A 26,682-nucleotide genomic window follows, 5' to 3' on the forward strand; every position below is an offset into this window, starting at 1 on the left:
CGGCCATCTTTAGTTTATATGATATGATGGTTGATATAGAATATATTTCATCAAATGAAGCCACAAAAAACGTTTGAAGGCTCATGATTATAAAGGTATTGCCCAAATATTGAAATATCAAATAAAAACTAATTAGATAACATAGAAACTGGTTCACAACTTGGGGGTTAAGCCAATACTTTAAAAGTTTGAAGAAGTACTCTGAACAGAAAAAAGATTTTGCAAATAAAAATTATTTATCGATATGACTAGTAAAAAATATTACTTCCACGATAAAAGTCAGAATATTATATCAGAAGATCAATTAATTGGAGAAAATATAGTTGATATAGAATGTTTTCTGACTGATTATCAGTTACAAAAGCTACATACAATAGAGCGTGTCTATATCTTGAAAAAAACATTTTTAGGAATTTTTAAGACAAGATTGTATTTATATCTTAGTGAAGATACAATATATAATTACGCTATTCAGAAAACATAACATTACTATACTTTATTCCTCCGATCATAGCATAATGTTAGAATTCAAATTTGTTTGGAATATCGCTGCTTTGTCTTATTTCGTTTTGATGGTTTCTGAAAGCTATAGTATTTGTTACTCTTACTAAAACGATAACATCTTTAAAGGAGTGGTCAACGGTAGCATGATGATGAAAATTAGAATTTTCACTTTAACCTTTCTAATGCATTATATAACAAAACCCTCCTTTTTAGGGGAGAGTCAATTGTACTAATGAGAATGTACAACTATTATGAGCAGTAAATGTATATCTAAATAAATTACATTAATATGCTACAAGTCATGTGATTCTATTTATTATTGTCGTATATGGAGTAGAAATAATACATTTATTTTTAACGCTCTTAGGGTATTTTTTATGCATAACTTTTTAATGCGTCAATTCTGTGGTAATATTTAATTTTCTTTGCAAGAAAGTTATAAATTTATTTTGACTGTAAATTCCAGTTTTCAGGAACCTATGTATTACAGCTTGTTTTTTATATTGCAGTTATCACACATTGTTCGTATCCGGAGTCTTTTTCTTACTGAGAGAGTGATGTTTTATAAAAGGGAAAAATCTGTGATTATGCCCATAATTGTATAAATTTGGAGCTGGAAAAAGAAGAAATCTTAAAGATCATAAACCTAAGGTCTTATTACAGAGTTGCAGATAAATGACTGATATCAGCGTTTTTATCATAGGGTTGGCTGCTGGTTGAAAAACAAGTAAACTAATTATTTAGTAAAACAGAGCCTTGCCATGAGGTAACTTACTGTGGATTCCGCTCCCTGATTGAGATTCACATTTTTCTCTTCAAGACCATCATAACACCCTCCTGTTGCAGGGTTATAAATAATCTGATGCAAATGATTTTTTCCTAAAAACCAATTAAAAGCACTCCTCATCATCTGCAAGTATTTTTCATCCTTAAAAACTTGATAGAATGTAGATAATGTCAGTATGGTGTAAGCAACATCTATGGGCTGTTCCCCGCCAATTGATTCAGGACTTTTAAACGTTTCTTTCTGTAGCCATCCTTTATTGGAGATTACTTTGATGCTGCCCTTACTAAATATTTTAGAAAGCAAAAACTTGAATGATTCATCGGCAACCTGTTTATACATTTCATCCTTGGTGGTAATCCACGCACACAATAAAGCTTCAGGAAGTACACCGTTTCCGTAAGTGAGATAGCTTTCAAACCAATGCCAGTCTTTGTGTTTTTCGTGCTGGTACATTTTCACCAGACGATTGGCCAGCTTTTTCAATAATGGAATATTGATTTCTGAATTTTGATAATGCAGTCCTTTGATGATAAAGCCCATTGCCCGGGTAGAATGGATATTCTCAATCAATGGAAGGCTTTTTTCAATTACTGATTCTGCTTCATCAGAAAACTGCTGCGGTAAGATTGCTTTTATTGAAAGAAGATATCCCAGTGCCCAGATAGCTCTTCCATTGGAATCTTCAAGATTGGTTTCATAATTCTGTTGCACAAATTCCTTGTTCTGATTTATATAATTGAGAAAACTTCCATCCGGTTGTTGACAAAACTTAATAAGTTTCAGATAAGTTGAGATTAAATCAAGATCAGATTCATCTCTGCTCAGCTCATAATGTCTGCAGGCTACAATCATAGCCCGGGCATTATCGTCCAAAGTATACCCGGAATTGATATCAGGTTTGTTGATTTTAGAAAACTGGATCATCCCAAAATCCGTTGTCATATTTTTGACATGGCTTAGATTAATGTTGGGGAATGTATAATGTAATGTCATTTTATTTTTGATGTATTGTTGAAATAATAGGGCGTGCGAAATAGAAGAATTTTCCCAGGCTGTGGGAGCCATTTTTTCCAAACTATTTGACCGTAATTTTTCCTGTGCAGTTTCATTTTTTAGTAATGTATTCACGGCAACAGCAAGCTGTTTCGGATCTTCGAAATCAATAATGATTCCAAGGTCTTCATTCAGTACTTCCAAAGCATGGGGAATAGGAGTGGAAACCACAGGGCAGCCACAACTGATGGCATAGGAAAAGGTACCACTTACTGCCTGATTTCTGTCTTTTGAAGTGAAAAGATAGATATTTGTAAGCTGAAGATAATCCAACAACTCATCTAAAGGCAGGTACTGGTTGATAAAGTAAGTATGTTTTTCGAGATGGAGCCTCTTAATCGTATGCTGCAAAAAATCACGATATTTTTCACCTTCGTACTTAATGATGCCGGGATGCGTTTTTCCAATAATCAGAAACATTACATCGGGGTTTTTTGTAATAATTTCAGGCAAAGCTTCTAAAGTGGTTTCAATATTTTTCCCAGAACCCAATAAACCAAATGTTGAAAGAATTTTTTTATCATTAAATCCGTATTTCGCTTTCAGTGAAATTTTATCGATAAATGGCAGTAAATGGGTGCCGTGGGGTATCATTTTAATTTTATCAGGTGGTATATCATAATCATTGTTCAGTATATCCGCAGAAATACTGGTCATTACAATAATAGATTTTACAAAACTGCTGATTTCTTTTACCTTTTCTTTTAATTCCCGATCCGGTTTTGGTAGAACGGTGTGAAAAGTAATGATGATATCTTTTTCTGTATTTTGAAGAAAAAGCAGTAATCCGTTGGGGGTTTCGTTGAAAAATCCAAATTCATGCTGAAGCATAACCAGTTGAATATTGTTATTCTTATTGATTTTAACAGCCAGCTCCAGATAAGATACGGCATCGGATGTATTTAAGCGATATTCTGGATCATCTTCATATTGATAATGCTCATCCTCAGTTTCCATTGGGCAGATGCTGATGCTAAATGAGTCTCTGAATTTTAATTTAAGGGATTGTACCAAGTCCTGACAGTATGTTGCAATACCGCATACCTTGGGAGGAAAAGTGCTTATAAAGATAATTTCAGGTATATGATAAATTGTGTTTTTATTACTTTGTAAAGATTGTCTTTTTGTCTTTTCCTCCACTTCTGATTTTATATTTTTATTCATATTGATATTTATTTTAAATCTGACATTCTGTATAGAATAGTCAATTATGATGTGTACTGTAGTAATTCCTTCAGTAATTCAGGGATGCTTAAAGAAGCAATAGCTATTCTTTTGTCTGCAGCGCCATAGTAAATATGGAGTGTATGTCCTTCTACGATGGCTCCGGTAGGGAAGCAGACATTGTTCACTTCTCCCTTCTGTTCCCATTCTTCATCGGGCTTGAAAAGAGGATAAGGAAGTCTTGAAATTTCTTTTTCAGGAGTATCAAGGTCTAGTAAAGCAGCACATGCGCTGTAAACATATCCTTCAATGGTATCATGTACACCATGGTAGATTAAAAGCCATCCATGTTCAGTTTCTATAGGGGGGCATCCACCGCCAATATAGCTTACTTCATGCTCATATTTGGGAGATAATACAATATGTTCTTTAAAATGAAGGAAGTAGTCTTTCCAGAAATCAGGATTCAGATCTTCAATCTTTTCTATCCTTACAATTTGGATATCAGGCCTTATGCGATGTAGAAAATAAAGCTTACCATTAATTCTTCTTGGAAAAAATATCACATTTTTATCCCAAAGGAAGACCTCTTTATCCTTTATATGAGTATGCGGGAGTTTGTTGAAACGTCTGTACTTTTCTCCTATTTCACCTTGAGATTCTGCTAAAAGCTTAAACTTTTTGTATGGAATTTTTGGCACAATGATTCCTAGCTTTTGCCATGATATTAGATCCTTAGATACGGCAAGTGCACCCAATGCATTAACCCCGTCATAACTGGTATAAGTAAGGTAAAATAAGTGATCGATTTTGACAATTCTTGGATCTTCAACACCATGTTTTTCGTATTCAAATTCAGGGATAATAACCGGATTGCTGAGCCGTATTTCAGGAGTCTTATAATCCGATAATATACAGTATCCGATACTTGAGAAGTTATTCCTGGCAAGAGCCCTGTATAATAAATGTATTTTTCCGTTATCCTGAATGACTGCAGGATTTAGAACTCCTTCACTCTCAAAGTCTAATGTTGTTTTTCTGAGTATAATTCCATCTTTTTTCAAGGATACCATTTAGTTGCCGGTATTTCGGGCTTCTTGTTCCCTTTCTCTTCGTTTACTCATTTTATCCTCCCGTTTCTCTTTTGCAGATTTTGCGGGTGGAGTTTTATCTGATTTCTTTTTTCCGTCTTTTTCTTTTGACATTGTAAAATATTTTTTTGTTACCTGTAAATTTCAATCATTAAAAAAGGAAAGCTTTGCAATTGTCTTTTAATTTGTTGTATAAATCATAGATATTTCCGATTTAATAGACTAACTTTGGATAAATGACTGTTAATGAAATAATTGACGGATGTAAACAGTAAGGGAGATGAAGTTGTATGTAAAATATATGGTAAGTTTGCGCTGCAAAATGGTTGTCCATCAGGAACTGGAAAGATTGGGCATTAAAAATGCTGTCGTTGATTTAGGGACAGTAGAATTATTGGATGATATTAGCTCAGAACAAAGACAGATACTTAAAGAAAATTTGCTTAAAACAGGACTTGAAGTATTAGATGATAAAAAAAGTATCCTGATAGAGAAAATAAAGAATGTAGTGATAGAAATGATTCATTATTCAGATGAATTCCCAAAAGAAAATTTCTCAGACTATGTAAGTGAAAAATTAGGATATGATTATACTTATCTTGCCAATACCTTTTCTGAGGTAAAAGGAATGACACTTCAACATTTTATCATTATTAATAAAGTAGAAAAGGTAAAAGAACTACTGTTATATGATGAACTTAATCTTACAGAAATCTCTTATAAACTCAATTACAGCAGCGTAGCCCACCTCTCCAATCAGTTTAAAAAAATCACAGGACTTTCCCCTTCATTTTATAAACAGCTGAAACAAAGACGTCTTGGAAATCTGGAAGACTTATAATGTGTGATATATGTAAAATTATACCGGATATATATAGCTTAGTATAACACTTAAACGGCCATCTTTGTAGTATAATAATCAGAAATTCACAAAATCCATAAAGCTTATATCACTATAAATAGTGCAATTTTAGATAGGAAATAGAGTGAACAGTTGAAAATATTTATCAAACAACAGGCTGTTCTCCCGTATTTGAAACCATTGTAGTAGTCAAGAAAGATGTGAAAAAGCGAATATACGACATATAAAATTAGTAGGCTTAAGGATTCTCAATTTTGACAATGAGCATATTAAATCCCGATAAAATAGTAGATATGTTTTCGAAAGGGTTTAATTAATCAAGGACGGAGACCCATGGTTTCTGTCGTTTTCGTCCATATTATAGGAATTGATAGATATATAAAAATTTTCATCAACTGAGTCCATAAAACTGTTTGAACATTTATGAGTAAACAACATGTTTAAATACAAAACAGACTTTCTTATTATCACTTTAACATCAGAAGTCATGAAAACAATACACCTTTTTCAGTTTAAGAATTCCATTACCCGGAAACTTCCTTTTTTTAAGGAAGAATGTAGATTAGATAATTTAAATGATTTAATGGCCTATGATCTGATGAACACCGAAAAAGTGACTGAGTTCATTATTGAAGTTCATGATGATTTTATTTTTGAAGATATGACCAGAGAAGATCTTTTGTCAATGTGTAGAAATGCCAGAGAAATGATTGAGCATTATTTTGTTACAACCATGAATGATTATGACGTTATCTGAATATCGATTTCAGCAGCATAAAAGTTTTTTTGATCAACATAAATAATAGCCCATGAAATTTCAGCAAAGTTTACTTGATTATATCAGTACTTCACTCATTACAATGAATGAAACGGTTTCTATAGCAGAAAGCGTAACCTCGGGATTAATACAGCTGGCTTTTTCCCAAATGGCTAATGCAAAACTGTTTTACAAAGGAGGAATAACGACTTTTACATTACCTGAAAAAGTTCAATTTTTAGATATAAATCAAATCGAAGTTAAGGAAAATAGTTTTGAAACCCAAAAAATGGCTGATACAATGGCTGTAAAGGTCGCTGAATCATTTGGAACAGATTGGGGAATTGCTTCTACTGGATATGCTGCATCTGTAAGAAATTCGGGATTTAAAGTGTATTCATTCTGTTCATTCAGTTACAAAGGAGAGATTGTACTTTCAAAACGCATAGAGCTTCATGATAAGACCCAGGCACTGGATGCACAGTTGTATTATACCGAATTTATTTTAGGGTGTTATAAAAGTGCATTGAATCAAATATTAATTTAACTTACCATTTATCATCAGTTTAAAAGTATAGATTTTTAATTTTTCGCTTTTATTTATGTAAATCTCTACGAGTTTCCAACTCTGTAAAATTCTTTGTCAACCCTTTATTTGATTTTATGCTTAAAAATTATTAGATTCTAAATTTTTTGAATAATTTATATCCAACATTTACAAATTTATTCATTCTTATGCAAAATAAAAATGGCGCTAACTGTCTTTAGTTGGCGCCATTTAGCTGTTTGTGACCTCGACAGGATTCAAACCTGTAACCTTCTGAGCCGTAATCAGATGCGCTATTCAGTTGCGCCACGAGGCCGTTTGTTATCTTGTTGTTTAACGGTTGCAAATATACCACTTTTTTCCGTTCTTTGAAACATGAAACAGAAAATTTTACTTTTATTCACGGTATTTTCGCTAATTGCTTGTAAAAGAGAACAAAAAATTTCGTCCTCAGATTGGACAAATATCTCAAATCGCACCCAATACAAGGAACAGGATGGAAATCTGGAGCTGAAATCGGGAAATTTCACCTATAATTTCAAAAAAAATCAGACTCCTTTCAAAAAAATTATCCTTCTTAATGCCAGTATGGCCGGTTATATTTCAGAGCTTGGAGCAGAAAATTTAATCATTGGAGTGTCAAGTCCTGAGTATATTTATTCAGAAAAGATTCAAAATCTTTTGAAGGAAGGGAAAATTCAAAATGTAGGAAGCGAGCAGAAATATGATGTGGAGAAAATTATTTCCATGAAGCCGGATGCTGTTTTTACCAATTATATTGCAAGTTTCGACAATGCCTATCAGCTATTGAAAAACAATGGAATTCAGGTGGTGTTTCTGGATGAATATATGGAACAGCAGCCATTACAGAAAACAGCGTATATCAAGCTTTTTGGAGAATTTTTCGGAAAAGAAAAAGAAGCGGAAGCCAAATACCTGGAAGTAGAGAAAAACTACAATGAGCTGAAGCAGCTTGCCTTAAAAGCAAAAGAAAGTCCCGTTGTGCTGGCCAATGAAATGTATGGAGATGTATGGTATCTGCCGGGAGGAAATACTTCCGTGGCACATTATATAGCGGATGCCAATGCCCATTATATCATGAAGGACAACAGAGAAGAAAAAGCAATGACGATGAGCTTTGAGGAAGTATATGCAAAAGCCGGCGGCGTTCAGTACTGGGTAAACGCAGGAAGCCATACCTCTAAAAAAGAAATGCTGGGCATGAATCCTTTTTACGGAAAACTTGACGTATTCAATAAAGGAAAAATCTATACCATTGCAGGAAAAGAGAAAATGAAAGCCAATGATTTCTTTGAAAGTGGAGTAGTGAGAGCCGATCTTATCCTTAAAGACTATATTAAAATCTTCCATCCTGAACTTTTACCGGATTATCAGCTTACCTACATGAAAGAATTGCAGTAAATCGGACTATTTGTTTATTTTTGCCTTTCCTTTTAATAACGTTATGTGGAAAAAAATTAAACAGTTTATCTTTATCGTTCTTGTGCTGAATGTAGTTTTTATTATCTGGGGCAGATTCTTTAATCCGCCGATCACCATTACCCAGATAGGAGGTCTTTTTGAATACGGAAAACTGCATAGAGACTATATTTCTTATGATGAAATGGGAAATAATGTGAAAAAGGCAGTAATAGCATCCGAAGATCAGAAATTCTTTGATCACAATGGTTTCGATTATACAGCGATTGAAAAAGCGATGAAGTACAACGAAAAAGGAAAGAAAATAAGAGGCGGAAGCACCATCTCTCAGCAGACTGCCAAAAATGTCTTTCTCTGGCAGGGAAGAAGCTGGGTGAGAAAAGGGCTGGAAGCAGTCTACACTTTTATTATTGAAAAAGTATGGAGTAAGGATATTATCCTTGAAAGATACCTGAATTCCATTGAAATGGGGCAGGGAGTATTTGGAGTAGAGGCCGCAGCACAATATTATTTCGGGAAATCATCTAAAGACCTAAGTGCTTCAGATGCAGCCTGGATTGCAGCCGTACTGCCGAATCCGAAGAAGTATGATCCGAAAAATCCTTCTCCCTATCTGAGAAAGAAACATAATTGGATTATGAGACAGATGAGGAATGTAAGTTTGAAATAGTATCTTTGTACTAATGAAATTCTTTAATTCAAGCACAAATTTTGAGTCAGTTCTTAAAAAGTATTTTTCTTTTAAGAACGAAACCCTTTCTTTAGAACCGTTTGCCGAGTTTTTGGAGAGTGTAAAAAGGGCGGACTTCACAGATGTGCTCAATTTTCTCAGAAGCAATCCCGCTTTTGCTGAAAATTTTAAGCATTATATTCACAATATTTTCAAGGGAAGACCTTTCAACCTCTCCCTTACTGAAGCCAATATTCTCTCTGAAAACGCCTTCTTTCCGGAACTGAAAAAAAGAATCCTGAATAAGGTGCTGCCTCCTGTAGAGAACGAAAAAACCGTGTGGTATATGATTGATAACGTCAGTCTGAGACCTAAAACGGATTTGAAATACTTACAGAATCTTCCTGAAAATGAAGTTGATGAATTCCTGACCTTGCTGGGAGCTTCAGATTTCATTATTAAGCCTAACGTAAAAAAAGAGCTGATCTTCTCTATGAATATCTTGTCATGGAGGGTGACGGGGATGGCAATGGAAGTTGAAGTAGTGAGAATGGCACCTCAATACAGAAACCTGTCTAATCCCTTTCTTGCTCTTCAGAATGAACTGGAAGCATTGGCAGATGACCTTGTTAAAGATCCGGGATTACAGCTGCATTCTAAAGACAGCCGTTATAAGCAGATCAAAATCTATTCAGAGCAGTGCCTTGAGTTTGTGAATATTGCTTTCAAGAACTCGGCAAAATATGGTATTTCAGGAAAGATCAACCAATCATTGCTGAAGATCCGCCAGCAGACGGAAAGAATCTATGAGATCGTTCAGCTGTTGATCATTGATTCCGAAGAAGATGTACTGATCAGATCAAAACAGCTGATCTTTAATATCTTGAATTACAAGTCTCATAAAAACAATATTGCAGACCTGATCAACGATAGTACAAGACTCATCTCGCACCTTATTACCAATCATACGGCAGAAGCAGGGGCCCATTATATCACATCTACCCGCAAAGAATATATGACTATGTTCTATAAAGCGAGCGGAGGGGGAATTATCGTAGGAGCACTCTGCGTTCTGAAAATGCTGTACGGATATATTCCCGGAAGTGATTTCTCCCATGCATTCTTGTATTCAATGAACTATGCGATGGGATTTGTGATGATCTATCTGATGGGATTCACTCTCGCTACCAAACAGCCGGCCATGACTGCTGCTACCATGACCAAAGTACTTTCAGAAGAAGGAAACGTCCAGAGAAACAATACGGAATTTGCCCATCTTGTATCAAAATTATTCCGAAGCCAGTTTATTGCCTTTGTAGGGAATGTACTGCTGGCATTTCCGGTAGCATTGGCCATTATCTATGGGCTGGATGTATTTTTCTCACAAAACCTGGCAGTTGACAGATCAGATAAATTACTGAAAGACCTTGATCCTTTTAAATCCAAGGCGATTCTGCATGCCTGTATTGCCGGTTTCTATCTCTTTATTTCAGGGATCATTTCAGGGAATATCGGAAATAACTCCGTATTTTATCAGATTCCAGAAAGGATTGCCAAAAATCTTTCAATCAGAAGCTTTTTCGGAAAGAAATTTGCCAAAGGCCTCTCAAAATATTATGCTAAAAACTGGCCGGGAATCGTTTCCAATTTCTGGTTCGGGGTTTTCCTTGGTGCTACTGCGCCTGTGGGACTATTTTTTGGACTCGACCTTGATATCAGACACATTACCTTTGCCGCAGGAAACTTTGCATTAGGGCTGTATGGAAAGGATTTCTCTGTAGACTCCTATACATTTTGGATTTCCTTTGTAACGGTTTTCTTAATTGGGTTCTTCAACTTCCTGGTAAGTTTCAGTTTGTCTATGTTCCTGGCATTCAGATCAAGAAAAATGAACTTCGGACAGGTAAGTGAGATCTATAAGGAAATCTTCAGGTATTTTATGAAACATCCGCTGAAATTTTTCTTTCCGTTACGATCAGGACTGGATAAAAAAGCCGATGACCTGATGAGCAGCACAATTTCCAATAAATCAGAGGAGCATTAATAAAATAAGAAAGCTACCATTTTCGGTAGCTTTTTTCTATAAAATAAGTATTGATTATACACAATAAGGAAGTTCCGGACATTCTGCTGGCAATTCCTCCCAAAAACCACATCCCGTCATATCTATACAGCTTACTGCACAACACACCATCTGTCCTGATCCTTTAACTTTTTTTAATGATTCTCTTGATAATTTCTTCGACTTAAGTACTTTTTTCATGGTAAATATGATTTAATTTATGTACCTTAAATATATCACTTTATTTCGAAATAAGATCGTTTTTATTAAAAATAAATTTCCTGTAATGCTGATGGATAGGGGGAACTTTACAAAATCTGAAGATCATGAAACTGATCCGTCCCAAATTTATCCTGAAACTTCTTCAGATAGAAACCTTTACGCATTTTGAAATCATGCTTCAATAATGGAGAATCAATTTTAATGATGATACATCCGTTCTCAAGATTCACACTGCGGATCTCTTTAAAAAGGCTCTCATCAAGATAATCTTCAAGAAAATCTTTGATCTCAAATGCTACAAGTTTACCTTCAAATCCATAAATTCTGGCAAAAGACTTTACCAGTTCGGACGATTGATATTCGCGTTTTTTCTTCTTCATATTATTTTCTCTCAATAAATTGAGTGCTTACCCCTTTATTTTTAAAAAACTTTTCCAACTCCGGATAAACGTATTCACAGATTTCTAAAGGCTCTAGTATTTTTCTCGGAGAAGATTCTATAGCTGAACATTCAAAACAAATTTCAAAATAAGCGAAAATATGATCAGTTTCATCATAGAGAAGGATGGCATTTCGTGGAAAAAAACATCCACTGGTAGATACAAATCCTATATTATATTTTTTACAGGTATTGTAGATAACATCCGTAAGCTCGGAAATTTCTGATAAAGTTAGCGTTCTGGATTCCTGAATTCCTGTAAAATCTGAATGATCAACAGCTTCTCTTAATTCAAAATCTTTATTTCTTTTAATGCTGTCATAATATCTTGTAAGCCTGATAGAATCTTCCTTTGTTTTGGGAGGTGGTGGCGGAGGGGTATAAGACATTGCAGCACTTTTCTTTAGATTCAGATTATAAGAAACAATTTTTACCCGGGTCGCCTTACTGAATGGAAATTTATCTATTCTTTTATGAAGAGGGATGGGCTTGAAATTCTTGTTGAGAGAACCTACCTTATAATTATGATATTCTGCCAACAGATCTACAGGTTTTTTCTTTTTCTTCTGGCTGAAAGAAAAAACGAAGCAGAATGAAAGCAGAATAAGGAATATTTTTTGTCTCATATCTCAAAGATTATACTTTCTTCATTGATTTTTTTAACTACACTTTCTGTACGTTCTCTATGCGTATCCGTAATAAAAATCTGCCCGAAGCTTTCCTTGTTGACCAATTCGATCAGCTGTGAAACCCTGATATCGTCAAGCTTATCAAAAATATCGTCAAGAAGGAGAATAGGAGTCTTTTTTGTCAGTTCCTTTACAAGGCTCATCTGCGCCAGTTTTAAGGAAATAAGAAAAGATTTCTGCTGCCCCTGTGAGCCGATTTTCTTGATCAGGACATGATCCATTTCAAAAAGAAGATCATCTTTATGAATCCCTTTGGAGGTATACGTCAGCATACGGTCTCTCTCAAGGCTTTCTTTTAAAAGCTGTTCAAAAGAATTTTCAAGCAGATGAGATTCATAGATTACAGATACGGCTTCTTTTCCTCCTGAAATGATCTGATAAAAATTCTGAACGATAGGATTCAGCTGCTGTACAAAATCTTTTCTTTTAGTAAAGATCTTAGTTCCGAAACGGATGATCGGATCATCATAGATCTCCAGCGAATCTTTGTCCCATGTTCTGTTTTTGGCAAAATATTTCAGTAAGGCATTTCTTTGCTGAATTGTTTTCTGATACTGGATGAGGTCGAAAAGATACTCAGAATCAGTCTGAGAGATCATTGCATCCAAAAATTTACGCCTGCTTTCTCCGGAATCTGAAATAAGATTGGAATCATAAGGCGAAATCATGACACTTGGCAGGTATCCGATGTGGTCGGCAAGCCTGTCATAGCTTTTATCATTCTTTTTGATCACTTTTTTAGCTTCCCTGGGTTGGGTGATTCTGATGATGTCATCACTGTCATCGTTGCTGATCTCAGCATCAATGGTGAAAAAATCTTCCTCACTCTTGATATTGTTGAGATCCGTATTTCCCAAAAAGCTTTTGCCAACGGATAAATAATGCAGCGCATCCAGAATATTGGTTTTTCCCACTCCATTATTCCCTACAAAACAGTTGATCTGCGGGGAAAATTCAAATTTCTTTTCTGAATGGTTCTTGAAATTGTAAACGGAAAGCTTCTTGATAATCATTCGTCAAAAATACTCCATTATTAGTAAAAATAAAAAAGGAAGTGCCGAACAAGTTTCTACCCCGAATGAAAAGTAAGCGTCATCTCTTTTGTTTTCAGCGAAATAAATAAGAATATAGGTAGCGATACTGGCCATAAAAAAAGCAATGGCATACAGTGTCTGAAGATAAAAAATACTGATGATACTGCTTATAAAAACCAGTGCATAGGCAATATACTTTGTGTTCTGCACACCGATCAGCATGGGAAAAGTCTTTACCGTATCACTATTCATATCCCGGATATCAAACGGGAGAACAAGCGCTGTTATAAAGAAAAAGCTGATCAGAAAAATAGGAATGCTGAACTCAGGAAGGGTAAGCCAGCAATTGACCAGTGCCCAGACCAGGCCTACATAAAAAACTTTCAGTAAAGGGATTTTCCGGATGTAAACCTCAAGAAAAAAGCTATTGTACAGCAATCCGAGCACTACAATGATAAACCATTTCAGAAGCCGTATTTCATTATGATTATGAATAATCAGAAAAGCACAGATGATTCCGGCTATGGCATTTAAAACAACAATTTTAAGAAAATGCTTCGTATACTGATATTTTGTGTACAGATAACCGCTGAAATAAGTGATAAATATCAGAAGCACAGTGGGAAAACGGAATGTGTTTTGCTCCTTCATAAAAAATACTGCAAAAAGAGTTCCCATTAAAGAGACATAAAGCTGGCTGTCTATAATGTATTTTTTGAGTATTTTTAAAACATTCATTTATCAAAATTAATACCTATGAAAATCATCTCCAAATCTGTTCTTCTCTTTTTTGCGTTTTTGTGCATATTTTCCCATGCACAGACGTTTTATGAAGAACAGTGGAAGAAAATTGCAGAGAGTTATCAGAACGGGACTTTCAAATCTAACCTGCCGCTTATTCTTGAAATTCAGAATAAAGCTGTAGCGGAAAGCAATACTACGGAAATCATCAAATCGCTGAAAGCTGAGTTTGCCATTTATAAAGCCACTCAGGATGATCCGAAAAATGATTACGCTTCCGTTTTCTTTTCCAAGATCAGCAATATGAATAAACGGCTGAAAAATGATGATCTGCTTTTTTTCAAAGTTCTGGAGGTTGAATTTTTTGAGAACTATTATGAGCTTAAAAAATGGGAGATCCAAAGCCGCACGAATGTTGCTAAAGGCGATCTTTCAGAAATAGAGACATGGACAAAGCTCGATTTTAAAAATTTCTACTTCAAGAGATTTGAAGAGCTCACCACATCTGAAGATAAGCTCAGAAAAATCAGCATGCAGAAATATAAAGATGCTTTTGAAAATGAAAGGGATTTTCAGTTTTTTCCTACACTCTACGACTGGAAGGTCAAAAAAAATATTGACTTTCTGAATAACAGCGATATTTTTACCAAAGATGAATTAAAGGAAAACCAGACCGCTATTTTAGCTTTATACCAAAATCTTATTGATTTCAATACAGGTAATTCAAAACTCTACTTCCAGCATCAGAAACTGATTTATGAAAATAAGATCAAAAAAGATGGGAAATTTCGGGAGAAACAGACTGCACTGGTGAATGCTTCCATAAAAGGAGATTACAAGATTCTCATTGTAAGAGATATCGTTCAGGAGCTCATTGGCCAATCAAAATTTATTCAGGCTGTAGAGCTGATTGATAAGGTGAAAAAAGAATATCCCGGTTCCAAATTTCTTACCAATATCACCCAGCAGGAAAAACAGATCAAAGCAACTTCGGTTTCCCTTTTCTTTGAAACTCATAATGAGCCCGGGAAGCCCATTCAGATGGTTGCTGATCATAAAAATGCAGACGATTTTGTTCTTAAGATATATCAGATCAATGATGTTGTAAAGCAACTGAAATATCTTGGGTATTTGGGTTATGGCCGGCAATACCTCAACAATGAAGAATATGACAAAATAGATAAAACCCTGGTGAGAACAGATACCTTCAGGCTTCCCAACAAAAAAGATTACTTTGAATACAGCACAGCACTTGAGGTAGAAGGACTCCCGAAAGGAATTTATCTTGGGGAATATATCAACGGAGAAGACGTTTCAAAATTCATGTTCATCGTCACTTCTTCCAGAGTGATTTATGATGAAAAGAAAGATTATATTCTGGTGGATAGGGACACCGGGAAATTAAAGCCTAATACGAAACTTTTCAAATATGACTTCAGAGATTATTCAGGTATAGATGAAACAAAACTAATGATTGCCACAGATAATCTGGCCAGATTTACCTCAGAAAAAATAGAATATGAAACATATCGTCACCTGTTCTATGATCCGGCAGCCAATGATTATAATATCGTAATAAGTCCTTATTTTGCCAGGTCTTATGAATATTATTACCCACATACCCAGTTCTTTCTGGACAGGCAGATCTTCAGACCCGGACAAACCGTTTATTTTAAAGGCATTTCTACCTATCCGGATAAAGAGAAAAAAAAGGAAATAATTATCGTCAATAATGAGCAGACGATAACCCTGTATGACGCCAACAGCCAGGTGATCAGTTCCCGGAAATTCACTACCAATGCATTCGGAGCTTATAACGGAAGCTTTGTTTTGCCAAAAGACAAGTTGAACGGCCAGTTCAGAATTGAAGTCTCCGGGTACTATAAAGGAGAGAATATCTATGGCAGTAAATACTTCTCTGTAGAAGAATATAAACGTCCTAAATTTGAGATCACTTTTGATACCATCAAAAAAGACTATAAATATGGAGAGACCATTGAACTGAAAGGAAAGGTGGTAACTTTCTCAGGAATTCCGCTGAGTAATACCAATGTTAATTATGAGATTAAAAGGGAAAATATCCGCCAAAGATATTTCTGGTGGTATTCTTATGATAATAATAATGAAAACTCAATCCTTGGAAAGGCTGAAACCAATGAAAAAGGAGAATTTATTATTAAAATCGATCTTAAAAAAGATGAAAATACAGAGGGAATACAGGTTCACAACTATAAAATAAAAACTTCAGCTACCGATATCAATGGGGAAACCCAGTCAGCCGAAACCGATGTGAAGGTGGCTTCAGTTTCCCATTATTTAAAATCAGATGAAATAAAAGAGGCTTCCGCAGAAGATGAGTTGAAAATTAAAGTCACAGCTTTCAATTACAATGATGTTTCCGTAAACAAAAATTACAAAGTAAAACTTGTACAGCTTAAGGAAACAGACCGGGTTCTGAGAAATAATTTTGAACAGAAGGTACAGAATCTTCCAGTAATGTCCAGAAATGACTTCCTGAAAAAATTCCCACATGACCGTTATGATCAGTCTGAAACCCTTAAAAACAGGGAGATTCTTAAAACCATAATAGAGGATACAAAGGAAGGTAAAGAACTGAATCTGGGAAAACTTGATCCCGGAAATTACAGACTTCTGGTATACAATGTAGAAGGAAAAGACACCATAAAAGTGGAGCAGGAATTTAATGTCTGGAGCAAAAAAGGACTTGGGAAAAATCAGTATCCGTTTCTAAAAGTGGTAGGCCCGAAAGGAGAAGTAGTGAGAGGTTCCCAGGCTGTTGTGTATGCATATTCTGCGATTCCTGATGCCTTTGTGAATATCTATTTACAGGACGGGCAGGGGAAAAAGACCATGGAAAGAAGGAAATTTACAAACGGGATCCTGGCATACAGCTTTCCTGTATCGGGAGAAAAGAACATCACAACGTATAATGTTCAGTTTGTGCTGGCTTCTTATAATGATGTTCAGAATCAGTATGCCAGCATCATTGTCAGAAATGAAAAAGATCCTTTGAAGATTGAACTGACGACTTTCAGAGATAAAGTGCAACCGGGCTCAAAAGAAAAATGGAGCATCAGGATCTCAGGAAGAAACAAAGAAAAAGTGGTAGCTGAGGTGCTGGCCAATATGTATGATAAATCGTTAGATAAATTCGCACCCAATACCTATAGCTTTGAAAAATCCGACATACCGGAAAATGTGTTTGAGGATTACAATATCAGAAACCAGACGCAGACATTGCGATATGGTCAGAAGGTGAAATATGAAGAAACTAAAGGAGTTTATATTCCGAAGTTTGACTGGTTTAACAAAAATGTATTTTACCAGCTGATGTTAAAATATGGACTGACTGTGGATACAGACGGTGATGGAGTAGATGATATGAATGACGCATGTCCTACCGTTCCGGGCATCGATTCATATAGTGGCTGTCCGAGACCTTTGAACACAGTTGCGGCTGAAGTAAGCAGTGAAAGAATTGAAAGAGGACGCTTTGACAATGCTGGAAAAAAAGATAAAGAAGATAAAAAAGGCGCAGTGCCTGAAAAACAGAAAGAAGATCTGAAGGATGTGAAAGCCCGTCAGAATCTTAATGAAACAGCATTTTTCTACCCGGATCTGAAAACAGATGCCCATGGTAACATAAGCTTCGGATTTACAACACCGGAAGCTCTTACAAAATGGAAACTGATGTTCCTGGCTCATACCGCAGATTTGAGAACAGTCGTATTGGAGAAAGATATCATTACCCAGAAAAAACTCTCTGTAAATCCGAATTATCCGAGATTCCTGAGAGAAGGGGATGAACTGAACTTCCAGACAAAAATATCCAACCTTACGGATAAAGCTATGTCCGGAGCTGCTTCCCTTCAGATCCTCAATGCCGAAACCAATGAAGATATTTCCCAGCTGTTCGGAATTAGCCCGGCTGTGCAGAATTTTGACGTCAAAGATACAGGCAACTCTGTGGTCAGCTGGAAGATCAAAACACCATTCAATAAAGCTTCCTCCATCATTATCAAAGTAGTGGCAAAGGCCGGGGGATATTCTGACGGGGAACAGATTCCTGTTGCCGTATTGTCAAACAGAATGATGCTGACTGATGCTGTTCCTGTCTTTGTGAAAGAAGGACAGACCAAAACATTTACCCTTCAGAACCTTAAAAATAATACTTCAGAAACCGTAGAAAATATCAGCAATACCTTAGAATTAAAAACCAATCCGGTTTGGGAGATCCTTTTTGCTCTTCCGGATCTGAGCAGGCATCTCAATATAACTTCTGATGCGATATTCAATACATGGTTTGCAGATGTCGTGGGAACTGAGATCTTTAAAGCCAATCCAAGAATGAAAGCTGTGTTTGATGAATATAAAAGTGCAGACCTCCTGAAAAGCAACCTTGAGAAAAACCAGGAACTGAAGCAGGTATTGCTGGAAGAGACCCCTTGGGTACTGAATGCAAAATCTGAGACTGAAACAATGAACAGGATTTCAAGGCTTTTTGAAGTCAATGCAATGAAGGCATCCATCAACAGTGACTGGAAGGTTCTTTTACAGTATCAGAACGGGGACGGAGGTTTCCCATGGCTGCCGGGATTCAGAAGCTCCTATGTTTCCTCATTATACATCCTCAGAAACCTTGGGAAAATGAATGACTGGCTGAAAGGAGGAATAGCTGAATACCAGTCCGGGCAAAACAATATGGTATCTGCCCTGATCCAGTATATAGACAATGAACTCAATACCCACTGGAAAGAAAATGAAGATACTCCGTGGAGCAACTTTGCACTGGACTACCTGGATGCAAGACGTTATTGGGAAAAAGAATATCCGCTGCAAGGAGCAGGGGCCAATCTTAAAAAAGCAATTATTACCCGTGCAGATAAATTTAAAATTACAGATTTTACCTTCTTCGGGCTTCACAGGGCAGCACTTATTTATAACAGTTACGGACTGAAAGCCCCATCTGAAAAACTGATCAGATATCTTAAAGAAACTTCCGTATCTTCAGAAACACAGGGCGCTTACTGGAAGCAGAACCTTAATGATTGGGGCTGGTATGAATCCAAGGCCGTCAATCATGCCGGAGCTATAGAAGCAATTAATAAAGTGACACCGGAAGATGCAAATTTTATTGAAGAATCAAAAGTATGGCTGGCTACCCAGAAAGAAACCAATTCATGGGGGAATTCCAGAACAACGGCTGAAATTATTTATATTCTGATGAATTCAGGAAAATCATGGACAACACCTGAAGCAGATAAAGTTAACGTCATCTGGGGCGGTCAGGAAGTCGCTCCGCAAACAAAAACAACAGGTTATCTGAAACAGACTGTCTACTCGGATAAGGTTAATAAAAAGCTGAGTGAGGTTACCATAACAAAATCCGGCCCGGGAATTGCACAAGGTGGATTGTTCTGGCAATATTATGAGAGCCTTGAAAATGTAAAATCTACGGAAACTTATCTTTCGATGACAAGAGAATATTATAAAAAGATAAAAACAACCAATGGTGAGGAGCTGGTTAAAATTACAGAAAACAGTCCGCTCACCGTAGGAGATCAGATTACCGTAAGGATGATCCTTAATACGGACCGTCCGATGCAGTATGTTCACCTGAAAGATATGAGAGCAGCCGGGCTGGAGCCTGTAGATGTGCTTTCAGGTTATCAGTATAAAAATAATCTGGGGTATTATCAGGCCACCAAAGACGCATCTACCAACTTTTATATTTATTACATGCCGAAAGGAAAATATGTATTTGAATATGACCTGGTATGCAACGCTTCAGGAAACTTCTCCAGTGGTTTTGCCACCCTGCAGAATTATTATGCACCTCAGATGAATGCGAGAACGAAAGGAGATCAATTAGAAATTAAAAAATAAACAGATACCAGATGAGAAATGTCAGATTATTGATGATGTTGCTGTGTTTTAGCTTATGTTCTAAAATGCATGCACAGCAGTATTACGACGGGCAATGGAAAAAGATTATGGAAAATAGCAGCAAAGGAGCCTATAAATCTAATCTTCCCATTATTTTAGACATACAAAAGCAGGCTATGAAAGAAAATAATGCACTTCAGCTGATCCGCTCCCTGAAAGCGGAATTCAATGTGGTCAATCAGACTGTGGATGATGACCAGAATGATTCGGCTTCGAAATTTTTTAAAAAACTTCAGGAAACGGAAGGAAAACTGAAAGGAGAGGATAAACTGGTATACCAGGTGCTCCTGAGTACTTTCTTCATGAATTACTATGAGCAGAATATGTGGAGAATCAACGGTAGAACCAACATCAATTCCCAGGATATCTCTCAAATTGAAACATGGAGTAAGCTTGACTTTAAAAACTACCTGCAAAAAACTTATCAGGAGCTTGATCCGCAAAAGCAGGAAATGAGAAAAATTGCTTTGAAAAAATACAGCAGCCTGTTCTCAGAAAATAAAGATATTGCTTTTTTCCCTACATTGGCCGATTGGTATTCGCTGAAAAGAATCGATTTCCTGTCATCAGGTTTTCTTTGGACAAAAAATGAACTTGCAGAAAACCGTATCAGGATCAATACAATATATGATGACCTGATCGCTCAGAATTCAGGAAATCCGAAACTGTATTTTATGAAGGAAAAGCTGATCAGGAACTGTGAAGAAAATTCCTGTAAAGAAAAGCTGGAGCAACTTCAGAATCTGTTGAAATCAAATGAAGACGGAGACTATAAAGTCATCATTATGGCAGATATTATGGATGAGCTTCTTGCTAAAAAGAAAGCCAAAGAAGCACTCGAAATAGCTGCTCAGGCAAAAAGCATGTATCCGAAATCTCCCTATCTTGAAAACATTAAAACAAGAGAAGAGCAGACTATCAATCCTCTACTGACGATTAAATATGAAGCCCAGACACAGAGCAACCTGCCCATTCATCTGGTGGCACAACACAAAAATGTGACGGAATTTTCTTTGAACATTTATGAAGTAAAAGAAGACTTTACCTCATTGATGCAGTATGTTCAGAATCCTTATTCCAATACATTTGCAAAAGTTAAAAAAAATCTGGTAAGAAAAGAAACCTATCAGCTGACCGACCCCAAAGATTATCAGCTTCATAAGACATCACTGGAGATCAAACCGCTTCCGTCAGGAGTATATTTGGCAGAATATACCGTTGCAGGGGCAGATACAAAAGACAGGGACTCCAGACAGAATCTTTACTTCCTGGTTTCCGGAAACAGAATTATTTACCAGTCTAAAACAGATAGAAATCCGCTCTCGGATGAAATGAAATTGGTGAGCAGTGAAAACGGAAAAACCATCATCAATGAAAATATTACTTTCTATGAATTTGTTTCGGGTAAAGCTTTAAACAAACTGGAAGGCAAAACGAATGAAAAAGGAACCTTTAAATTTCCTGCCACTGCCAGTAAAGAATACTACAGAACCTATCTGGTCCAACAGCCTAAAACCAATGATTTCCAGATCATGCAGGTCTACGGAAATACAGTTTATGATGCCAATTATAACCCAAATAAGCAGACCCGTTCCACTGCACAGATTTTTACAGACAGAGCCATCTACCGTCCGGGGCAGACCGTTTATTTTAAAGTCGTAAATACCAAAATAGAAAATGAAGTGGAAGCTGTAGTTTCCGGGTTGAAGCAGAAAATCGACCTACAGGATGCTAACGGGCAGGAGGTGTCTTCACAGGATTTCACGACCAACGAGTTTGGGTCTTACCATGGCAGCTTCATTCTTCCCAAAGGAAAACTGAACGGGGTATTCTATCTGAGAACAGTTGGGGAGCCAAGGGGATATAAGGATATCAGAGTTGAAGAATACAAAAGACCTAAGTTTGAAGTAAGTTTTGAGCCTGTAAAAGAGGAATACAAATACGGACAGACCATAGAGCTGAAAGGAAAAGCGAAAATGTTCTCAGGAGTGGCCTTAAGCAATACTACAGTAAACTACGAGATCAAAAAACGAAATATCAGATGGAAATATTTCTGGTGGTATCCACAGGATAATGACAATGAAAATTCAATTCTGGGCGAAGCAAAAACCAATGAAAAAGGAGAATTTGTGATTCCTCTCGATCTTAAAAAAGATGAAAACCTGGAAGGAATACAGATTGACAATTATGAGATCAATGCTTCCGTTACAGACATTAACGGTGAAACGCAGTCTGCTGATACTCAGCTGAAGGTGTCTTCTGTTTCCCATTACATCAAAGCAGACGAAATCAAAAATGCATTCAGCGATGAAAATGTAAAATTAAAGGTAGAAACCAAAAATTATAATGAACAGAACCTTAAAAAATCCTATCAGGTAAAACTGTCAAAACTGTCAGCTCCGGACAGGATTTTCAGAGAAAACTTTAAGGCTGAGGTTCAGGATTTGCCGAAATATTCAAAAGAAGAATTTATCAGTAAATTCCCGCATGACCTTTTTGATAAGAATGATGAGATTAAAAACTGGAAAACATCTTCTGTCATTCTGAATGGAACAACCCGAAACGAAGAATCTCTTGATCTTGGGAAGTTAGATGCAGGAGATTATCAGCTTGAACTGTTCAATATCGAAGGAAAAGACACCATAAAATCTGAGCAATACTTCAGTATTTGGGATAAAGGAGCTTTGAAGCCTGCTCAGAAAACATTCCTGACGGTAATTGCTCCCAAAGATGAGGTGTCAAGAGGAGAAAAAGCCAAAGTATATGTATTTTCAGCCATTCCTGATGCTCTGATCAATGTTTTTGTGCAGGACGGATCAGGAAAGACCATTTCAGAAACGCTTCCTCTGAAAAAAGGAATTCTGGAGTATATGGTTGACATTCCTAAAGATAAAAGTGTTTCCGACCTCAATCTTCAGTTTCAGATGGTGGCATTCAATGATGTAAATACAGAATCAGCCACGTTGAAAATAAAAGATACGGAGAGTCCTTTAAAAATAGAAACCGTTACTTTCAGAGATAAGCTGGAACCCAATTCAAAAGAAAAATGGAGGGTAAAGGTAACCGGAAATGACAAAGAGAAGATCAATGCCGAAGTACTGGCAAATATGTATGATATGTCTCTGGATCAGTTTGCAGTAAACAACTATAAATGGAACAGACTTTATGCTCCATACAAAAGAGTTGCATCCTATGCTGTCAGAAACTACCTGGAGGAAAGGACCTATCAGAAGAAAATGAGATATTTCAATGAGAATTATATCATGGCGCCTGACTTTAACTGGTTTGATGGTGTAGACAATTTTATAGCTTTACAGGGATATGCAGCAGGAGCAGTAGCGGAAAGTGTTAAAAATGCAGGGTATTCACCACCACCGCCACCTCCTTCAACAGGTACAAAAGCTAGTGTGATGATGAAAAGAGCATCAGCAGATAAAATGGAAGTAATACAAAATGTTGTTCCTGCCCCTGTAAATGCTCCTAAAGTAGATGCGGCACCACCAGAGCAGCAAAACCAGGAAAGTCTGGAAAAAGTGGCCGTTCGTATGAACCTGAACGAGACCGCCTTCTTCTATCCGGATCTGAAAACCGATGCCGAAGGGAATGTCAACTTTGAATTTACTTCTCCGGAAGCCCTGACCAAATGGAAACTGATGTTCCTGGCTCACACCAAAGATGCCAGAGCAGCTACCCTTGAAAAAGAAGTGGTAACACAGAAAGAATTCTCTGTAACGCCAAACTATCCTAGATTTTTAAGAGAAGGTGACGAACTGAACCTGCAATCCAAACTATCAAACCTTACCGATAAGAAGTTAAGCGGTTCAGCAGAATTACAAATCCTGGATGCCTTTACCAATGAAAACATTTCTTCAAAATTTGGTGTGAATTCAGGTGTACAAAACTTCAGTTTAAATGAAAACGGAAACGGGGAGCTTACATGGAAGCTGAAAGTTCCGGACAATGTTTCTTCTATAATTTTAAAAGTAGTGGCAAAAGCAGGAGCATATTCCGACGGAGAACAGCAGGCTGTAGCGGTACTACCCAACAGAATGCTTGTAACAGACGCCGTTCCGGTTTTTGTAAAAGAAGGAGAAACCAAAACATTTGTTCTGGATAACCTTAAAAATAACACCTCTGCAACGGCTTCCAACGTTTCAAATACCCTGGAACTGACAACCAATCCGATCTGGGAAATCATGTTTGCCCTTCCAGCCCTGAAAAATGATCAGAATAATTCTGCCGATGTCATTTTCAATAAATGGTTTGCCGATGTGCTGGCTTCCGAAATCTTTAAAGCCAATCCGAAGATGAAAACCGTTTTCGAAGAATATCAGAACAAAGGATTACTGAATTCCAACCTTGAGAAAAATCAGGAGCTGAAACAGCTGTTGTTGGAAGAAACCCCTTGGGTACTTGAAAGTAAAAATGAAGGTGAACAGATGCAGAAACTGGCATTATTGTTTGATGTCAACACTATGAGAAATTCTATCAGCCAGGATTGGGACGATTTCAAAAAACTGCAGAATCCGGACGGAGGCTTCTCATGGTATGCAGGCTATCCAAGCTCTTACGGCACATCATTATATATTCTTAAAAACTTAGGAAAGATCAATGCATGGTTAAAAGATAACGTGAAAGACTATCAGAGCGAAGACCAGAAACAACTGGTTACAAAACTGATTCAGTACCTAGATAACGAAATCAACAAATATGCTGATGTAAAAAGTAAAAACATCTGGACCAACTGGACGCTTGATTATCTGTATACCCGAAATTACTGGGAAAAACAATATCCTTTGAAAGGAAAAGGTGCTGCGCTGAAAACCTCGGTAAAACAGAAGGCAAAAACAGCTAAAATCACAGACTTTACTTTCTTCGGACTGCACCGTGCGGCACTTCTTATGAATGATTACGGATTGAAAGACGTTTCCGGTAAACTGATGACCTACCTTAAGGAAACTTCTACAGATACCCAAACACAGGGAGTTTACTGGAAGCAGAATTTAAATGACTGGGGATGGTTTGGCTCCAAAGTAGTGAACCACGCAGGAGCATTGGAAGCATTCAATACACTGAGACCTGCCGATCAGAATTTTATAGAAGACATGAAGATCTGGCTGGTTACACAGAAAGAAGTGAATTCGTGGGGAAGTTCAAGAGGTACAGCTGAAGTGATCTTTACCATTCTGAATTCAGGAAAGTCATGGACAGGTGCTGAGAGCGATAAAGCAACAATTGTATGGGGCGGAAAAGAACTGGCTCCCCAGACTCAGGCTACAGGTTACGTGAAATCTTCAGTGAAAACAGAAACTATAGACAAAAACCTGGCAACGGTTACCGTTACCAAACCAGGTCCGGGAATTGTTCAGGGTGGTTTATTCTGGCAGTATTATGAGGATCTGGATAAGATAAAATCTTCCGAGAATTATATTTCCGTAACCAAAGAACTTTACAAAAAAGTAAAAACCGTAAACGGAGAAGAACTTCAGAAAATTTCATCAGAAACCCCGTTGAAAGTAGGAGATAAAGTAACTGTAAGAATGATCCTGAACACAGACAGAGCGATGGAGTTTATTCATATTAAAGATATGCGTGCTGCAGGATTTGAACCTTTAGATGCCCTTTCAGGATACCAGTGGAAAAATAATTTAGGCTATTATCAGTCAACAAAAGATGCCTCTACCAATTTCTATATTCAGTATATGCCGAAAGGAAAATATGTTTTTGAATATGATGTGGTATCTAATGCATCCGGAAAATTCTCCAACGGAATTACAACGATGCAAAATTATTACGCACCACAGATGAATGCCCACACAAAAGGAACTAATGTGACCATTTCAGAATAATTTATAAATGACTGCAGTAATTTTTACTGCAGTTTTTTGTTAAAGATTTCGAATAAAATAGAATTAAATCGATAAATCAAACAATTGTTTAATTTTGGAATAGTTTTTGGAATTTGGGTAGTATAAATTAAAAAAATTATTAAAAGATGAAATTTTCTAAAACTTTAATCACAGGATTGGTATTGATGGCAGGGGTAAACGCTTTCGCACAAAAGAAAGCTGAAAAGTTTGAAAAGCTGCAGATTGAAATGTTCCCAAAAGCTAAAGAAGGATATAAGCAGGTATATATTCAGCTTCCCGTTGCAAAAAATGAAGGCGACCTTAAAGTAGAGGTTTTCGTTGGAGCTGAAAAAATGTTAGACTGTAACAGATACTTCCTGATGGGAGAAATGAAAAGCCAGGATCTTCAGGGATGGGGATATAACTATTATGAAGTAGAATCTAAAGGAGAAACAGGAGGTACACTCATGGCTTGTCCGGGACAGAAACTGACGAAAAAGTTTGTAACTCTTAAGCCGGAAATCGTAAACTACAACAGTAAGCTTCCATTGGTGTTTTATGTACCGAAAGATATTGAAGTCCGTTACAGAGTTTTACGCCCTGACAACACGATGAAAAAAGCAGTTCAAAGATAAGATCAGCTTATTATAACTACATAACGAAGGCTCCTCACAGTGATGTGGGGAGTCTTTTTTGATTTTCATAGTACCTGTTGAATACAAATAATGAACTTATTCTAATTGAGACTTTGTTAATCTTATTGTTTTCATTGCCGTTGCTGAACGAAGTGCCTTTGCGAACTAT

17 protein-coding genes and 1 tRNA gene are annotated in these 26,682 nt (G+C 36.7%); 9 read left to right on the forward strand and 9 right to left on the reverse strand.

Annotated elements, in window-relative coordinates; genetic code table 11:
• Positions 1-1,240: 1,240 nt before the first annotated feature.
• The 3 genes from ACTJJF_RS01865 to ACTJJF_RS01875 are packed head-to-tail and all read right to left on the reverse strand — an operon-like array spanning position 1,241 to position 4,713.
• A complete protein-coding gene (locus tag ACTJJF_RS01865; protein WP_312296832.1) occupies positions 1,241-3,508 on the reverse strand; it encodes a glycosyltransferase in 2,268 nt (755 codons plus the stop codon).
• A 44-nt stretch (positions 3,509-3,552) separates the two neighbouring features.
• Positions 3,553-4,581, reverse strand: coding sequence for a pesticidal protein Cry7Aa (locus ACTJJF_RS01870; protein ID WP_047430094.1), 1,029 nt, complete (start codon positions 4,579-4,581; stop codon positions 3,553-3,555).
• Positions 4,582-4,713: a hypothetical protein gene (locus ACTJJF_RS01875; RefSeq protein ID WP_262484585.1), complete on the reverse strand. Its 132-nt coding sequence runs from the start codon at positions 4,711-4,713 to the stop codon at positions 4,582-4,584.
• Positions 4,714-4,879: 166 nt separating this feature from the next.
• Between ACTJJF_RS01875 and ACTJJF_RS01880 the strand changes: the two genes are divergently transcribed.
• The 3 genes from ACTJJF_RS01880 (at position 4,880) to ACTJJF_RS01890 (ending at position 6,765) form a co-directional block, all read left to right on the forward strand.
• Entirely contained in the window at positions 4,880-5,440 is a 561-nt protein-coding gene (locus tag ACTJJF_RS01880) for a helix-turn-helix domain-containing protein (RefSeq protein ID WP_225718514.1), read from the forward strand.
• A gap of 508 nt (positions 5,441-5,948) precedes the next feature.
• The gene (locus tag ACTJJF_RS01885) at positions 5,949-6,218 is read left to right on the forward strand and encodes a hypothetical protein (RefSeq protein ID WP_052187039.1); all 270 of its coding nucleotides are present in this window, start codon (positions 5,949-5,951) and stop codon (positions 6,216-6,218) included.
• 52 nt (positions 6,219-6,270) lie between these two features.
• Positions 6,271-6,765 carry a CinA family protein gene (locus tag ACTJJF_RS01890; RefSeq protein ID WP_312296841.1) on the forward strand — a complete coding sequence of 165 codons (495 nt, stop codon included), beginning with the start codon at positions 6,271-6,273 and terminating at the stop codon, positions 6,763-6,765.
• 242 nt (positions 6,766-7,007) lie between these two features.
• On the opposite strand, the gene ACTJJF_RS01895 is transcribed toward ACTJJF_RS01890, so the two are convergent.
• Positions 7,008-7,081: transfer RNA gene (locus ACTJJF_RS01895), tRNA-Arg, on the reverse strand.
• Positions 7,082-7,140: 59 nt separating this feature from the next.
• Here ACTJJF_RS01895 and ACTJJF_RS01900 point away from each other — a divergent pair.
• The 3 genes from ACTJJF_RS01900 to ACTJJF_RS01910 are packed head-to-tail and all read left to right on the forward strand — an operon-like array spanning position 7,141 to position 10,919.
• Entirely contained in the window at positions 7,141-8,187 is a 1,047-nt protein-coding gene (locus tag ACTJJF_RS01900) for an ABC transporter substrate-binding protein (protein WP_440698492.1), read from the forward strand.
• 43 nt (positions 8,188-8,230) lie between these two features.
• Positions 8,231-8,875, forward strand: a complete 645-nt coding sequence (gene mtgA / locus ACTJJF_RS01905) for a monofunctional biosynthetic peptidoglycan transglycosylase (protein ID WP_312306536.1) — start codon at positions 8,231-8,233, stop codon at positions 8,873-8,875.
• Positions 8,876-8,888: 13 nt separating this feature from the next.
• Positions 8,889-10,919, forward strand: a complete 2,031-nt coding sequence (locus tag ACTJJF_RS01910; RefSeq protein ID WP_312306534.1) for a recombinase — start codon at positions 8,889-8,891, stop codon at positions 10,917-10,919.
• 54 nt (positions 10,920-10,973) lie between these two features.
• Here the strand turns inward: ACTJJF_RS01910 and ACTJJF_RS01915 are convergent, their stop codons facing one another.
• The 5 genes from ACTJJF_RS01915 to ACTJJF_RS01935 all read right to left on the reverse strand — a co-directional run bounded on the left by ACTJJF_RS01915 (position 10,974) and on the right by ACTJJF_RS01935 (position 14,059).
• Complete coding sequence (locus ACTJJF_RS01915; RefSeq protein WP_165602208.1) at positions 10,974-11,138, reverse strand: hypothetical protein; 165 nt, start codon at positions 11,136-11,138, stop codon at positions 10,974-10,976.
• 107 nt (positions 11,139-11,245) lie between these two features.
• Positions 11,246-11,539, reverse strand: a complete 294-nt coding sequence (locus ACTJJF_RS01920) for a hypothetical protein (protein WP_312301201.1) — start codon at positions 11,537-11,539, stop codon at positions 11,246-11,248.
• A gap of 1 nt (position 11,540) precedes the next feature.
• Positions 11,541-12,224 carry a hypothetical protein gene (locus tag ACTJJF_RS01925; RefSeq protein ID WP_440698493.1) on the reverse strand — a complete coding sequence of 228 codons (684 nt, stop codon included), beginning with the start codon at positions 12,222-12,224 and terminating at the stop codon, positions 11,541-11,543.
• A complete protein-coding gene (gene recF / locus ACTJJF_RS01930; RefSeq protein WP_440698494.1) occupies positions 12,221-13,300 on the reverse strand; it encodes a DNA replication/repair protein RecF in 1,080 nt (359 codons plus the stop codon). Before recF ends, ACTJJF_RS01925 begins: the two co-directional genes overlap by 4 nt.
• A gap of 3 nt (positions 13,301-13,303) precedes the next feature.
• Positions 13,304-14,059: a hypothetical protein gene (locus tag ACTJJF_RS01935; protein ID WP_312301194.1), complete on the reverse strand. Its 756-nt coding sequence runs from the start codon at positions 14,057-14,059 to the stop codon at positions 13,304-13,306.
• Positions 14,060-14,077: 18 nt separating this feature from the next.
• Here ACTJJF_RS01935 and ACTJJF_RS01940 point away from each other — a divergent pair, with 18 nt between their 5' ends.
• The 3 genes from ACTJJF_RS01940 to eco all read left to right on the forward strand — a co-directional run bounded on the left by ACTJJF_RS01940 (position 14,078) and on the right by eco (position 26,513).
• Positions 14,078-19,969, forward strand: a complete 5,892-nt coding sequence (locus ACTJJF_RS01940) for an alpha-2-macroglobulin family protein (RefSeq protein WP_440698495.1) — start codon at positions 14,078-14,080, stop codon at positions 19,967-19,969.
• A gap of 11 nt (positions 19,970-19,980) precedes the next feature.
• Positions 19,981-25,878 carry an alpha-2-macroglobulin family protein gene (locus ACTJJF_RS01945; protein WP_440698496.1) on the forward strand — a complete coding sequence of 1,966 codons (5,898 nt, stop codon included), beginning with the start codon at positions 19,981-19,983 and terminating at the stop codon, positions 25,876-25,878.
• 146 nt (positions 25,879-26,024) lie between these two features.
• Positions 26,025-26,513 (forward strand): serine protease inhibitor ecotin, encoded by a 489-nt coding sequence (gene eco / locus ACTJJF_RS01950; RefSeq protein WP_440698497.1) that lies wholly within the window; start codon positions 26,025-26,027, stop codon positions 26,511-26,513.
• Positions 26,514-26,682: the final 169 nt, after the last annotated feature.

The sequence above is a fragment of the Chryseobacterium sp. 22458 genome (assembly GCF_052044975.1).
GTDB lineage: Bacteria > Bacteroidota > Bacteroidia > Flavobacteriales > Weeksellaceae > Chryseobacterium.